We start from the raw sequence: 13,330 nt of genomic DNA on the forward strand, positions 1-13,330 counted from the left end.
CGTATTCTCTGTAAATTCCAACGGGTACCGTGCCATGTTAGATATAGACAGGCCGGGACCATCTCCTAAAAAGCCCAACGATGGTGAAAGGGATTCTCTGGTTGGGCTGTATTTCAGGGATGCGTCCCGCTATGAAATGCTCACGGAGGTGTCTGAACGCCGCCTCTCTCGCAAACTCACGCGGTGTTACCATGTTATCAGCGCAGAGTTAACTCTGCCTGAAGACACACCACAGACCTTCCGTGCTGTCATCGGCAGCCTTGGCGACGCTTGCGTCTTTTCACCCAGGTGCCGCCGCGCCTTCCATCTTGCTAACGCTTGTCGTCGCAAACTCATTCAAAGCAACTTGCGTCTGGCCGTGCACATTGCCCGCCGTCACAATCAGCACAGCATACCCATGTCTGATTTGATTCAGGATGCGAATGTGGGCCTGATTAAAGCGGTTGAGCGCTTCGACCCTACCAAAGGCTTCCGCTTTTCGACTTACGCATACTGGTGGATCAGTGAAGAGGTCAAACGCTGTTTGCAGCGGGGTGCCCGGTTGGTTCATACGCCGGAAAACGTCGTGAATGAAATTCGCAACCTTCACAAAGTATCCTTGCAGATGCATCAGAATCTCGGGCGCATGCCGTCTCAGACAGAACTGGCCCGGGCGATGGAAGCGACGCCCTCACGGATTGGAGAACTCAGGGCGCTGGCATGGCGGGAATTATCAACGGACGTTCCTTTGATTGATGATGGTTCAATCACTTTGGGTGACAGCCTTGAAGCCGACAAGCAGGCAAGTCCGGAGCACCGAATGTCTGGGCGCGATGATCGTCGGGCCCTGACATCGATGTTTAGTGAGCTGACGGAGCGGGAGCAGACGATTCTTGCTCGCCGCTACGGACTGGGCTTGCCTGAACCGGACACGCTGCAAGTGATCTCTGATGAGATGGGTATTAGTCGGGAGCGGGTGCGGCAAATAGAAAAGTTAGCGCTACGCAAGTTGCAAGCGCTGGTTACTGGGCAGGAGGAGGCGTATCAGCTCTAGACCACCTGGCTGGAATGGATCAGGAAGAACCAGGCGCCGACGGTCAATTGACAGGTAACTGCGACGAGGGTCAGGACAAGGCGCAGTCGCAGGTACCAGCCTGGCCAATACACTCGCATCCAGCGAGTGTCGGTAATATAAAGCGCAAGGTAGGCAAAACTGTAAAGTGCAATCTGCGCTGGAGTGCTTAGCAGAAGGCCGACGCCTGCTGCAACGAAGAAGACCTGGCTTAGCAGCATGGTTACCAGCGGTGATAGCGGGTAACAACGATTATCCAGTTGCATTGCTATGGGCCAGTACACACCTGCCATGAAAGCCAGAATGCCCGCACTGTAAAGATAAAAATAACCCAACACAGAAACGCTGTATTGCGGTAGTGTAAAAAGAGCAGTAACACCGGCAATGAAGGGGATCAGGCCCGCAATGCCCACCAGAATTGCCAGTCTTGCTACCGAAATCACTGTTCTTGCCCCTGAACCTTCTGTCTCTGAACCCGTATTCTCAAGGGCTCTACTGCGGCGGGCGCCATGCCTATCATCTCGTGATAGGCCGAAGGGTGAACTACCTGAGTCTCTTTAATGGGAAAGCTGCCAAGAGTGTCCTGAATCTGCCAGGCACTGCTGAACAGTCGGGTAAGGCCTTTCTTGTCAGACAGTAGCAGCTGCCTGTCTCCGAGGCTCAGCCTGGCCATGTATTGCTGGCCTTCAATGGATATGATCTCAAGAAGGTCAATGACCTGCTTGGGCTGCGTAGCGAGTTGTTCCAGGGTAATTCTCACAGTGAAGCTCCGGGATACCTGATTCTCCAGAACTTACGAGCCAGTGAGCATTTAAGATCATTGGGCGAGTGCGCGGCACTGCATGTGCTGCGGGCAATGTACGAGGTGGTCATTAACCATTCCGGTTGCCTGCATGAAAGCATAAACAATGGTCGGGCCGACAAACGTGAAACCGGCTCGCTTCAAAGCTTTGGACATAGCCTCGGATTCCGGTGTGGTAACGGGGACCTCATCATGGCTCCGCCAGTTGTTCTGGATAGGGCTGTGTTGAACGAAAGACCAGAGAAAATGTGAAAACCCGATGCCTTGCTCCTGCAAGTCGAGAAATCCTCTGGCGTTTTTGATAATCGATTGGACTTTCAGCTTGTTGCGAACAATGCCCGGATTTGACAGAAGCTCGGCGATTTTTGCGTCGTTGTAGCGAACAATTTTTTCCGGATAGAAGTGGTCATAGGCGTCCTGATAGCTCTCCTGTTTGCGCAGGATCGTAATCCAGCTCAGGCCGGCCTGCTGGCCATCAAGACACAACTTTTCAAAAAGGGCGAGGTCGTCGTATTCGGGGCGACCCCAGACTGTGTCATGGTAGTGCACATAAAGCGGGTCGGTACCGCACCAGGGGCAGCGTTGAGTGCCGGCCGGAGTTTCGCGGGCTTGGTCTTCTTGCTGCGCAACAGGCATAAGTTGGTCTCCCGACGGTTTTATCGATTCGCCTTCAGCGCTTTGGCCGGATTCTACGCTGAAACATTGGCTCCCAGTGGGGGGGCAGCACCTCCCCTGCGCTCAGGTTGTAATTCTCTGGTGGCGGTTCCAGCAGCGTGATGACGGGCCATGAATCAGGCTGGTCACTTGTAGTCTGCCTGTACACCAGTGAGCACAGAAACCCCTCGGTGTAAAAGGCGCAGGCTCGCCAGTCATCGGCAGGCTGGTCGCCGTAGAGCTCAAAATTCCTTCGCACTTCCAGTGTCTGCAGATTTCCCGCAATACCGCGACCCGTTGCTTTCAGCCATGCCTCTTTCAATGTCCAGGCCCAGAGAAAAGCGTGGGGGTCATCTTCCTGAAACAACCATTCCTGTTCAATGGGCGAGAACCAGCGCTTAACCACTTTTTGCCATTGCGGGTGACGCTTGCTGGGTTCTATATCTATGCCCAGGGCTGAGCCGTACTGAGTGCTGCAGGCAGACAGCCCGTTACTGTGACTGAGTGAGAGTTGCCAGCCTGGCGGGTTCTCAGAGGCTGTCGCGCGCCCTTTCACCGGCCAACACCGGGCTGGCTCTTCGGCGCTTACCCTGCTGAGAGCCTGGCGGATCAGCCAGCGACTGGTGAGAAACTCTGCCGCGCGGTCCTGGCTGAGCCCGGAAAACCGTTCACGCTCATCAAATGCAAGCCAGTCCGGTGGAGCCTCGGGAGTGGGTCCGGCCTGGTGGCATAGCCAGATGGCCGGCTTCGGTTGGTTGCCGCTGGAGTCAGGGCTGAAGTCGTTGGATGAGCCAGCCATCACCTTCCCTCACGTATTCAAATCGGTCGTGGAGACGGCTGGGTCGGCCCTGCCAGAATTCAATGCGCTCCGGGACAACGCGATAGCCGCCCCAGAAACCCGGTAATGGCACTTCACCTTCGCTGAATTTGCGTTTCATTTCCGCCACTTTCTGCTCAAGCAATCCCCGGGAGTTAATGGCTTTGCTCTGTTCTGATACCCAGGCGCCTATCTGGCTGCCTCTTGGGCGTGAGGCAAAGTACTTCAGGGATTCAGTCTTGCTGACTTTTTCGACTTGGCCCTGAATGCGTACCTGACGGTTCAAGCCAATCCAGGGAAACAGCAGGGCAGCGTTCGGGTTTTCCGCCATCTCGTGGGCTTTGCGGCTCTCGTAATTGGTGTAAAAAACAAACCCGCGCTCATCAAAATACTTCAGCAACACTGTGCGCAAATCCGGCATGTTGTTGGCGCCGGTTGTAGCCAGGGACATAGCGTTCGGCTCCAGAATACTGGCTTCCCGGGCGTCGCTGAACCAGGTCTCGAACTGCTGGACCGGGTTGTCGCTCAGTGCCTCGCGATCGAGCCCTTCGCTTTCAAAATCGCGACGCATATCGCCAATATCCATAAACCTTTCCCTCACTCGCGTTGAACAGACTGCACGGGATGACATTACGACGGCTGAGCATATCCGGTTCTGGGCCGCTTGTCAGCGGTCCCCGTGTTGTAACCGGTGACATGCAATTAACAACAAAGTGAGCAGCTGACAAACCGGCACCTGGCCGACTATCCTTATGGGCAGGAAGGTGGGCAAGATCGCCCCGGTATTCCGCCGTTATTGAGGAGATACCCGTGGCCCAGAGCCGTCAGCACAGCCGAATGCCCAGAAATCTGATTATCGGATTTCTGGTTCTTCTGATTCTGTATAGCCTTGCAGGCTTTCTGCTTTTGCCCTGGTGGCTGGAAAGATTTGTACCAGAACAGCTGAGCCAGCGTATGGGCTGGCAGGTTGACGTTACCGATATCAGCGCCAACCCGTTCAAGTTGAGTGTCGAAGCTTCTGAGCTTACCGCCCGCGATAGCAGCGAAGAAACGGTGGTTGGTTTCGACCGACTAATGATCGACATGAACTTCTTTCAGCTGATTCGTGGAATTGTCGGCTTTGAGGCCATTCAGCTCGAGGAACCTTTTATACGGGTTGATCTGCTTGAAGACTACAGTGTGAACTTTGCGCGGGACTTTCAGGCTGCCAGTGCAGAGGACGACGCTTTGCCGGAAGAGCAGGCCGGGGCGGAGGAGGATCAAGCCCCACCTTCGGTGTATTTTGGGCAGATCGATGTGAACGGTGGCGAACTACTGTTTCGGGATTACACCCAGGCCGAAATGGCAGAGTTCCGGATTACACCACTGGACCTTACTTTGAGCGACCTTGCCACATGGCAACGGGATGATCGCAACAGCGACTATGACCTGCAGGCAGCACTGGGCAGCCAGATCATTGAGTGGCGCGGCAACCTGAGTGTTACACCGCTTTACTCCAATGGAAACCTGATGGTCTCCAACGTTGACCACGAGACAGTTGGGCATTTCCTTGCACCTTACCTGCCCTATGATTTGCGCGGGGGTAAGGTGTCGGTAAGTTCAGATTACGAGCTGCAGTCAGGAGATGTTCTGTATTTTTCTACCCGCAACGGCCGGTTGTTGCTGGAAGATTTGGCCGTGGCTCCCGATGCGCAAAATGAGCAGCCTGGGCTAACCACGGCATCCATCGCTGTTGACGATATAGGATTCGACCTCAATGCCCGTGAAGCCGTTGTTGGTCAGATTTCGGTGGAGCAGCCCAATGTTGCATTGGCGCGGAACAAAGCAGGCGACATTGACTGGGTCGCCGGGCTTGCCGCGTTCAATGAGAACAACCAACAAAAAGAACCTGGCACTGAAGCGTCGGAGCCTGCATCGACTGAGCAACCGTTCCGGTGGTCACTGGATGGCATCAGCATTTCTGATGGTCGTGTGAGCTGGAAGGATCAGCAGCCGGGCTCGCCTGCGGAGCTGACACTGGAGCAATTGTCCTTTTCCACCGGCGACATCAGCAGCGAGATGGAAGACCCGATGTCGTACAAGCTCCAGACAGCTTTGGCCAGCGGTGGCACGCTGTCCCTGAATGGCCAGCTGACACCTCTGCCCTTTACGCTGGAAGCTGCGATATCCGGCTCGGGCATCCTTCTGGCGGTGTTCGAGCCCTATTTGCAGGAGTCAGCCAATCTTGCCATTGAATCTGGCACATTGGGGTTGGATGGTAATCTCGATCTGGATGGGCAGCAGGACCCGCTAACGGGTACTTTCAGCGGCACAGCTGAGGTCAGCGGGCTGAACCTTCAGTTGCCAGATAGCAGCGATCGAATGATCTCCTGGCAGGCGCTTCGCCTGGCGCCCATCGAGTACAACGTCCACCCGCCCAGATTGGAAATCGGCACGGTTACCCTCGCCGAGCCCACGATTAACCTTGTTCGCAACACCGACAGTGTGCACAACGTAGCGAAAATTTCTCTGCCGCCCAAGTCTGTTGATACAGCCTCAGAGCCGCAGGAGGACACGACAGAAGACGAATCGTTTATCTTCCGGATCGGCCAGTTAATGATTGAAAAAGGCGCGCTCGATTACACAGATCGTACTCTGGACCCCGCGTTTACAACGTCGCTTGACCAGCTCAATGGAACAATCACCGGCCTCAGCAATGTATCGCCGCAGCAAGGCAAGGTGTCCCTGAAAGGTCGGGTGGGTGGCAGCGCCAGCGTGGAAGCTGACGGCACCATCGGCACTCTGGGTACGGAAGAGACCAGTAACCTGAAACTGACCATGAAAGACCTCTCATTGCCCGCACTTTCGCCCTATCTGAGTCGTTATTTGGGCTACGGCATTGATAGCGGCAAGTTAGAGCTGGATCTTGACTATGAAATTACCGGGAGCCAGATAGACGCATCGAACAGGGTGATTATGGATCGCCTGAGTCTGGGGCAACCCGTTGCCAGCGAAGAGGCCGTTAACGCACCGGTGAAGCTAGGGTTGACCCTGCTAAGGGACGGCAATGGTGTTATTGATGTGAACCTGCCAGTCAGCGGCGATCTGGACAGCCCGGATTTCAGAATCGGTCAGGTTGTTATGCGAACGTTTGTTAACCTGCTTGCAAAAGCCGCTACGTCACCGTTCAGTGTGCTTGGATCGATTGCCGAACTGGCTGGCCTGAGTAGCGAGGAGTTGGGCAAGGTGCGCTTTGAGCCCGGTACGACCAGGCTGGTGCAGGGCGAGGCTGAGAAGCTGGCCGCCCTGGCAGAAGCCCTGCTTGATCGCCCGGATTTGTTACTGAATATACGTGGTGGTGTTTCGCCCGATGCTGATGGGCTGGCGCTGCTGCGTGATGAGCTGGCGGCGAGCCAGAACGGAGCCTTGTCAGAGGAGGTCTGGCAAGAAGCCCGCGAGGCCTATCTGGCGGGAGAGCGGACTCTGGTGCCCGAGGCAATGAGTAATCTCGCCAGCGCACGGGGCGCTGCATTACAGGAAATCCTGCGGGATACTCATGGTGTTCCGGCAAACCAGTTATTCATGCTCGATCCGTCACGTAATGCCGAGGTATCTGAGGACGGCAATGTCATTGTCGGGTTTACGTTGGATGCCCGCTGAGGCGGCGGTAAATTTCACAACGATGTTTGAAAGGGATAAAGCGCGTGTCACAGGCTGGTAGTCATTTTTTTGCTTATGTTTCCCGGTTACGCTGGATCAAGCGTTGGGGGCTGATGCGCAACGCTATCGAAGAGAACGTAGCTACCCACTCCTGGGAAGTGGCCACACTGGCTCACGCGTTGGCACTGATCCGCAACCGGCACTTTGGCGGGCGGGTGAATGCCGATAAAATCGCTGCTGCCGCGCTTTATCATGACGCTACTGAAGTGATCACCGGCGATATGCCGACTCCTGTTAAGTACCACTCGAAAGTTATGCGGGAGGCTTTCGGTGATATTGAACACAAGGCGGAGGCTGAGTTGCTGGCACTGCTACCGGAGGACCTGCGTGAGGATTTTGCGCCCTATCTTCGGGAGTCCCAATTGCCGGCTGAGGATCGCGAACTGATCAAGGCCGCAGACCGATTGTCGGCTTGGCTGAAGTGCCAAGCGGAAGTGCGGGCGGGTAACCGTGAGTTTGAGCCGGCTGAGAAGCAGATCCGTCAGAGGCTAGAGCAGGAAGGGTTGCCGGAAGTCGCTTACTTTATGGAAGTATTCGCTCCCGGCTATGAAAAGCCGTTGGATAACCTGCTGGGCTGATGCCCGGCAGGTTATTTAGCACTCGTGAGCGTCAGAGGTTGCTGGCGCCGCCAACGAACCCACCACGCAGGCCGTCTTTTTGTAGTGATTGGCGAACCACGTCGTCCGGGCTGCCGGCCAGTTCCCGGAACATACCCATAGAACCCAGAAGCGCAGAAGACTCGTAGGGTACAAACACCCGCTCACCGTCTTTCGCCATGTTCGGCAATACCTTGATGTAACTTTGCCCCAGCAGATAGCCGATAACCGTCTGTTTATTCTCTTCCGAATCACCCATGGCGCTCAGCACCAGGCGAATGGATTCCTGCTCCCCCTGGGCACGCAGAATAGCCGACTGTTTATCACCCTCGGCGTTGAGAATGGCGGATTCTCGCTGGCCTTGTGCCATGGCAATCGCTGCTGTTTTTTCGCCTTCTGCCTCGGTTACGGTGGCTCGGCGTTTGCGCTCTGCGGCCATCTGCAAACGCATGGCATCCTCCACCTCTTCCGGCATGCTGATGTCCTGCACTTCCACCCGGGTCAGTTTTACACCCCATTTTGACGCAGGTTCTTCCATTTCGGCCTGAATGGCGTTGTTCACCTCGGCGCGGGACTCAAACAGCTTGTCCAGTTCCATCTTGCCCACTACCGAGCGCAAAGTGGTTTTGGCCAGTACTTCAACCGCCTGGCTCATGTTGGCTACTTCGTATACGGCACGACGGGGGTCGATGATCTGGTAGTAGAGCGCACCGTTGATTTTTACGGTCACGTTATCGGTGGTCACCACCGGTTGCCCGGGGAAATCCATCACGGTTTCACGGCGGTCGATGCGGGTTTCATCAGTGGTCATCGGGTGATATTCCTCACCCATGCGCATGTAGCGGATCATAGTGATGGGGCGGGGCCGCTCTACGAACGGGATAATAATGTTCACGCCGCTTTCCAGAACCCGGTTAAACGAGCCCAGACGCTCAATAACCATGACTTCAGACTGGCGCACGATCACCAGGCCCTTGGCAATGATGAAAATACCGATGGCAACAACAATAAGACTGATGATCAGTCCCGGTGAAATATAGGGTTCCATAACTTACTACTCCTTGGGGGCGGTTTGAACAACGGCGGTGGTGCCGTCGAATTGTCTGAATATGACGTGGGTTCCTTCAGGGAAATCGGTAGCCCCGGTTTTTTCGTCTCTAAGACGATAAAAGTCGCCATTGATTTTTATACCCGCGGCACCGTCGAAATCCCGTTTTTGGGTGCGATAACGCTGCCCCTGCTCGACACCTGTGCCGGTAGTGCCGTAGGCCACGCCTTTAGGCGAAAAGCGCGGGCGTATCCAGCGGATAGCAATGGGTACCAGCAGGCCAGAGAACAGGCCCATACCAACAAGCTGCCACTCGAACGACAGGCCAATATAGGCAAGCACAGCGGTCAGGCCGGCGGCAATCGCCAATGCCAGCAGTAAAAGCACGCCAGATGTCAGCTCGGCGAGGCCTAACACGAGCGCCAGAATCAGCCAGAAATGCGTAAGACTCCATTCCATACAGAAAATCCGCAGGTTCAGGGTTGAAGAAATCCGCGAGACTAAGCTCCCGGATTCTGGATTGTACCCAAAAGCGAGGGCTGAGTCCGAGTGGCCCTGGCGTCGCTCAAGACAGAAATTTGAAGCCATATGCTGATCAGGGGCGGTTGTTAGAGTATCTTCTTTAATCAGCACAACACACAACAAGAGTTCAACGCCCATGAAAAATCTGAAAAACAAAGTGGTGGTAGTAACCGGAGCGGGTTCTGGTATCGGGCGAGCCCTCGCCAAAGCGCTGGCAGTGCGGGGCTGCAGGCTCGCCTTATCGGATGTTAACGAGGAAGGCCTGGCTGAAACGGCTGCTTCTATCGAAGGTTCGGAAGTCAGAACTTATCGGTTGGACGTGAGTGACAGAGACGCTGTATACGCCCATGCGGCGGACGTTGTGAAGGACTTTGGCCAGGTTAATGTGATCATCAATAACGCCGGTGTTGCACTTTCTGCAACGGTGAGAGAGATGTCTGACGCGGATTTTGAGTGGATCATGAATATCAATTTCTGGGGTGTTGCAAACGGATCCCGTGCTTTCCTGCCACACCTGATCGCCTCGGGTGATGGTCATGTGGTGAACATATCCAGTGTGTTTGGCATGATCGGCGTGCCCACACAAAGTGCTTATAACGCAGCGAAATTTGCCGTTCGCGGATTTACCGAGTCCCTGCGCCAGGAAATGAAACTGGAAAAGCAGCCGGTTGCGGTCAGTTGTGTGCACCCTGGAGGTATCAAAACCAATATTGCCAATTCGGCACGCACCAGCCGGCCTAAAAGTGCCGAACACCTACGAAAAGGCTTTGACAGGCTGGCTATGACCACGCCGGAAAAAGCCGCTGAAACGATTGTAAAAGGCATTCTTAAAAATGAGTCCCGTATTCTCGTGGGAACTGATGCCTGGGGTATTGATGCGATCAACCGACTGCTGGGTTCGGCCTATCAGCCCCTGGTTGAGCGTTTTGCCGGAAAGAGTTTGTATCGCTGATCGGAACAACTGTAAGGAATAACTTCGCTCTATGTGTGAACTGCTGGCCATGAGCGCCAATACACCCACTGATCTCTGCTTCAGTTTCACCGGGCTGACCCGCCGAGGTGGCGACACTGGCCCCCACAAGGATGGCTGGGGTGTGGCTTTTTATGAGGGCAAAGGCGTGCGGGCCTTCCACGATGTGGATGCCAGCGCTAATTCACGGCTTGCGGAAGTGGTTCAGACTCACCCGATCAAAAGCGAAGTAGCGATCTGCCATATCCGCCAGGCTAATGTGGGTGAAATTTGCCTGGCCAATACCCATCCGTTTATGCGTGAGCTTTGGGGCCGTTACTGGGTGTTTGCCCATAACGGTCAGCTTTCCGAGTTTCAGTCATCGCCGGGGTTTTACGAACCTGTTGGCGGCACGGACAGTGAGGCTTTGTTCTGCGACATTCTCAATCACTTGCGTGGTCAGTGTGATCGTAGCGACCCGGCTGAGGCTATTACCGAGCGACTGGTTCAGCTCTCGAAAACTTATGCTGGTCAGGGTGTGTTCAATCTGTTGCTGAGCAACGGCGACTGGCTGTTCACTTACTGCACTACCAAAATGGCCAGCATCACCCGCCGTGCGCCCTTTCGCCCCGCAAGGCTGAAAGATGCAGACGTTATCGTCGATTTTGAGTCTGAAACGACGCCGAACGATATCGTGAGCGTTATCGTAACCGAGCCGCTGACCAGCGATGAGGAATGGGATATTTATCAGCCCGGCGAGTGGCGGTTATGGCGTAAGGGCATAGTGGAAGCGAAAGGCATAGCGGTCAACGAACAGAGCGCTGCGCCTGGAAACTAGACTGGCCGGCGCTACTATTTGGCCGGCCACCCGGTTGCATCTCGGAGTTACTGCAGGGTTTTGCGGTTGCCGTTTTGGTACTGGGGTGCAATGTAAGCCTGGATTTCAGCTTTGAAGCGTGCAACCAGCTCGCTGTTGTCATGGTCCCAGGGATGATAGCCTGGCTTGAAGTAGGCAAACCAGGCAGGGATCAGGCTGGAAAAGGTGCCGTTATTCCCCCATAAACGCCACAAGCCGCTGACGGTATCTTTGATTGAGAAGCGTCTGGCATCCTTCAGCATCATGCGACAGGTGAAATAAGTGGCCATGACACCCAGAGCGGCCGTGCTGAAAGCCAGGTAAAAGGTTCTTTCGGCGTAGGTGCCACCGACCTGCTGGAACACATTGTAAGCCACTGCTTTGTGCTCGGTTTCCTCAATCGCATGCCATGCCCAGAGCGGGCGCATGGTCTCATGCATGCCTTCGCGGATATCGTCACGCTCCAGAAGCATATCCGCCATCATAGCTGTCATGTGTTCCAGGGCGCAGGTAATCGCCAGCTGATGGCGCTTTGGCAGTTTTTTTGTGGCGTTCAGAACCACGGCGAGGTGTTTTTCCATCTCGTCCACCGGCATGCCACGATCCCGCACATGCTGATTCATGGCGATATGCTCCAGGGAGTGCATGGCCTCTTGCCCGATAAATCCCCGTACCTCGGCCTTCAGCTTGGGGTCATCAATCTGATCCCGATAGGCGCGTACAGAGTCCACGAAAAACTGCTCGCCCAGGGGAAAAAGTACTGAGAGAGCGTTCATCATGTGGCTCAGAAAATGGCTGTTTTCCAGCCAGTAACGGGGCACCTGTTCATTAAATTCAAACCCCATGCGTTGGGCCTTGATGTTAACGTTACCCGGCGTTTTTGACGCCAGGCTGACTTTGGAAGCCCGCTTCTCAGCGGGTTTTGTGCTCAGCATGGGTCTACTCCTCACATTGGCTGATGTCATGCCCAGTGTGTGGGAGTCCAGCGTCAGGACGAATGCGGAAACGGGACGGTCACCATGCCATATGGGACAAAATTGCTGGTCAGTTGGCCGGCGCGACGCTAGCCGGGGTGCAACTCGTCCCACTGTAGTGGGTGTGGGCTTTTGCTAGAGTCAGTTTGAGACATTCTCCCAGGTGGTAAAGGTCAGCCTATGGTGATCCCCGGAGCAGAAAAAGAACTGCATGTGTTGGGACTCTCCCTTTTGCCTGGCGTGTACATGCGGGTGTTGGCACAGACTGTTCGACAGCTTGGACATAACGACCTATCGCTCTACGAGGGCCTCACATTCGGCCCGGAAGACCTGAAAGCCAATGACAGCCGGGTGTTCGTAACCGACGCAATGATTATGGCCGAGCGCGCACTGAAACTCGCCGGCAACGAAGGTTTGAGTTTCATGTTGGCCCGGGAGCTGCGGGTAACCATCCATGGCACGCTTGGATTTGCTGCTTTAACCAGCCCGACGTTTGCCGGGGCTCTTGACTCGGTTCGCCGTTATTTGCAGTTACGAGCGCCCTTTCTGAGCATGAGTTGGACTGAAGCCGATGATCACGTATTGGTGAAACTCTGCACCGATTTTGATGTGCCCAGCCTCTATCCGTTTCTGGTAGAAACCGTCAGTGCCACACTCATCTTGCTCACCGAACAGTTACTGGATGGCGGCGATGTGGAAAAACGCGGATTTTCTCTTGATAACGGCAAACTGTCTGGCGTAAGTGTGCGCCTTGGCGGCGCTGAACCCGCTTATTACCACCAGTTTGCGGATCAGCTGCCGGTCAGATTCGAGTACGATCAGCCCGATGCACTCCTGGTGTTTCCAAAAGCATTGCTGGATGTCCCCATGAGGCTGGCGGATGCAGAAGCCAGTCTCATGGCCCGCGAGGAGTGCGAGTTCGAGCTGCAGAAAGCGTTGAAAGAACAGGACGATCTCGCCATGGCCGTACGCAACATGTTGCGCATGATGCCCGGGCCCCTGCCTTCTCTGGAAGCCATGGCAGAGCGCTTCTGCGTATCTTCCCGAACATTAAAGCGCCGGCTCGCAGACAAAGAGACCAACTACCGTGAAATCGTAGAATGGGTCTTGAAAGACCGAGCGATTCAGCTGTTACGTTATACAAACCAGTCGGTTAGCGAAATTGCCTACGAACTGGGCTACGCCGACCTCTCCAACTTCAGCCGGGCTTTCAGAAAGTGGACCGGGAAATCCGCCAGCGAATTTCGCGAAGGTGGGCCTGATCCGGTATCAGAGGTCGGCCACTCTCCGGCCCGGCACCTTAACTGCAGGCCTTGTGGAATTAAGGTGTTAGCCCCATATAAAGGTCACGAATAATTTTCA

14 protein-coding genes are annotated in these 13,330 nt (G+C 55.0%); 6 read left to right on the forward strand and 8 right to left on the reverse strand.

Features of this window, described 5'->3' with window-relative positions:
* Positions 1–34: 34 nt before the first annotated feature.
* The gene (locus Q4501_RS07230) at positions 35–1,033 is read left to right on the forward strand and encodes an RNA polymerase sigma factor RpoD/SigA (RefSeq protein WP_303595410.1); all 999 of its coding nucleotides are present in this window, start codon (positions 35–37) and stop codon (positions 1,031–1,033) included.
* Here the strand turns inward: Q4501_RS07230 and Q4501_RS07235 are convergent.
* The 5 genes from Q4501_RS07235 to pdxH are packed head-to-tail and all read right to left on the reverse strand — an operon-like array spanning position 1,030 to position 3,910.
* Positions 1,030–1,494 (reverse strand): DUF3429 domain-containing protein, encoded by a 465-nt coding sequence (locus Q4501_RS07235; RefSeq protein WP_303595411.1) that lies wholly within the window; start codon positions 1,492–1,494, stop codon positions 1,030–1,032. The two genes, Q4501_RS07230 and Q4501_RS07235, sit on opposite strands and share 4 nt — an antisense overlap.
* The gene (locus Q4501_RS07240) at positions 1,491–1,811 is read right to left on the reverse strand and encodes a DUF6482 family protein (RefSeq protein ID WP_303595413.1); all 321 of its coding nucleotides are present in this window, start codon (positions 1,809–1,811) and stop codon (positions 1,491–1,493) included. Before Q4501_RS07240 ends, Q4501_RS07235 begins: the two co-directional genes overlap by 4 nt.
* A 57-nt stretch (positions 1,812–1,868) precedes the next feature.
* Positions 1,869–2,489, reverse strand: a complete 621-nt coding sequence (locus tag Q4501_RS07245) for a DNA-3-methyladenine glycosylase I (protein ID WP_303595415.1) — start codon at positions 2,487–2,489, stop codon at positions 1,869–1,871.
* 34 nt (positions 2,490–2,523) lie between these two features.
* Positions 2,524–3,306, reverse strand: coding sequence for a 4'-phosphopantetheinyl transferase superfamily protein (locus tag Q4501_RS07250; protein ID WP_303595417.1), 783 nt, complete (start codon positions 3,304–3,306; stop codon positions 2,524–2,526).
* Positions 3,275–3,910, reverse strand: a complete 636-nt coding sequence (pdxH, locus tag Q4501_RS07255; RefSeq protein WP_303595418.1) for a pyridoxamine 5'-phosphate oxidase — start codon at positions 3,908–3,910, stop codon at positions 3,275–3,277. The genes Q4501_RS07250 and pdxH overlap by 32 nt, the downstream gene beginning before the upstream one ends.
* A 224-nt stretch (positions 3,911–4,134) precedes the next feature.
* Here pdxH and Q4501_RS07260 point away from each other — a divergent pair, with 224 nt between their 5' ends.
* A complete protein-coding gene (locus tag Q4501_RS07260; protein ID WP_303595419.1) occupies positions 4,135–6,963 on the forward strand; it encodes a DUF748 domain-containing protein in 2,829 nt (942 codons plus the stop codon).
* Positions 6,964–7,007: 44 nt separating this feature from the next.
* A complete protein-coding gene (gene yfbR / locus Q4501_RS07265) occupies positions 7,008–7,601 on the forward strand; it encodes a 5'-deoxynucleotidase (protein WP_303595421.1) in 594 nt (197 codons plus the stop codon).
* Between the two features lie 31 nt (positions 7,602–7,632).
* Here the strand turns inward: yfbR and Q4501_RS07270 are convergent, their stop codons facing one another.
* On the reverse strand, positions 7,633–8,667 hold the full coding sequence (locus Q4501_RS07270) for an SPFH domain-containing protein (RefSeq protein ID WP_303595423.1): 1,035 nt from the start codon (positions 8,665–8,667) through the stop codon (positions 7,633–7,635).
* A 6-nt stretch (positions 8,668–8,673) separates the two neighbouring features.
* Positions 8,674–9,126: an NfeD family protein gene (locus Q4501_RS07275; protein ID WP_303595424.1), complete on the reverse strand. Its 453-nt coding sequence runs from the start codon at positions 9,124–9,126 to the stop codon at positions 8,674–8,676.
* Between the two features lie 199 nt (positions 9,127–9,325).
* On the opposite strand from Q4501_RS07275, the gene Q4501_RS07280 reads away from it, so the two are divergent.
* A complete protein-coding gene (locus Q4501_RS07280; protein WP_303595425.1) occupies positions 9,326–10,141 on the forward strand; it encodes an SDR family oxidoreductase in 816 nt (271 codons plus the stop codon).
* A 31-nt stretch (positions 10,142–10,172) separates the two neighbouring features.
* Positions 10,173–10,976: a class II glutamine amidotransferase gene (locus Q4501_RS07285; protein ID WP_303595426.1), complete on the forward strand. Its 804-nt coding sequence runs from the start codon at positions 10,173–10,175 to the stop codon at positions 10,974–10,976.
* 47 nt (positions 10,977–11,023) lie between these two features.
* On the opposite strand, the gene Q4501_RS07290 is transcribed toward Q4501_RS07285, so the two are convergent.
* Positions 11,024–11,929 carry a metal-dependent hydrolase gene (locus Q4501_RS07290; RefSeq protein ID WP_303595427.1) on the reverse strand — a complete coding sequence of 302 codons (906 nt, stop codon included), beginning with the start codon at positions 11,927–11,929 and terminating at the stop codon, positions 11,024–11,026.
* 219 nt (positions 11,930–12,148) lie between these two features.
* Here Q4501_RS07290 and Q4501_RS07295 point away from each other — a divergent pair, with 219 nt between their 5' ends.
* The gene (locus tag Q4501_RS07295; RefSeq protein ID WP_303595429.1) at positions 12,149–13,324 is read left to right on the forward strand and encodes an AraC family transcriptional regulator; all 1,176 of its coding nucleotides are present in this window, start codon (positions 12,149–12,151) and stop codon (positions 13,322–13,324) included.
* Positions 13,325–13,330 lie beyond the last annotated feature (6 nt).

The organism is Marinobacter sp. 2_MG-2023 (genome assembly GCF_030546935.1).
GTDB lineage: Bacteria > Pseudomonadota > Gammaproteobacteria > Pseudomonadales > Oleiphilaceae > Marinobacter.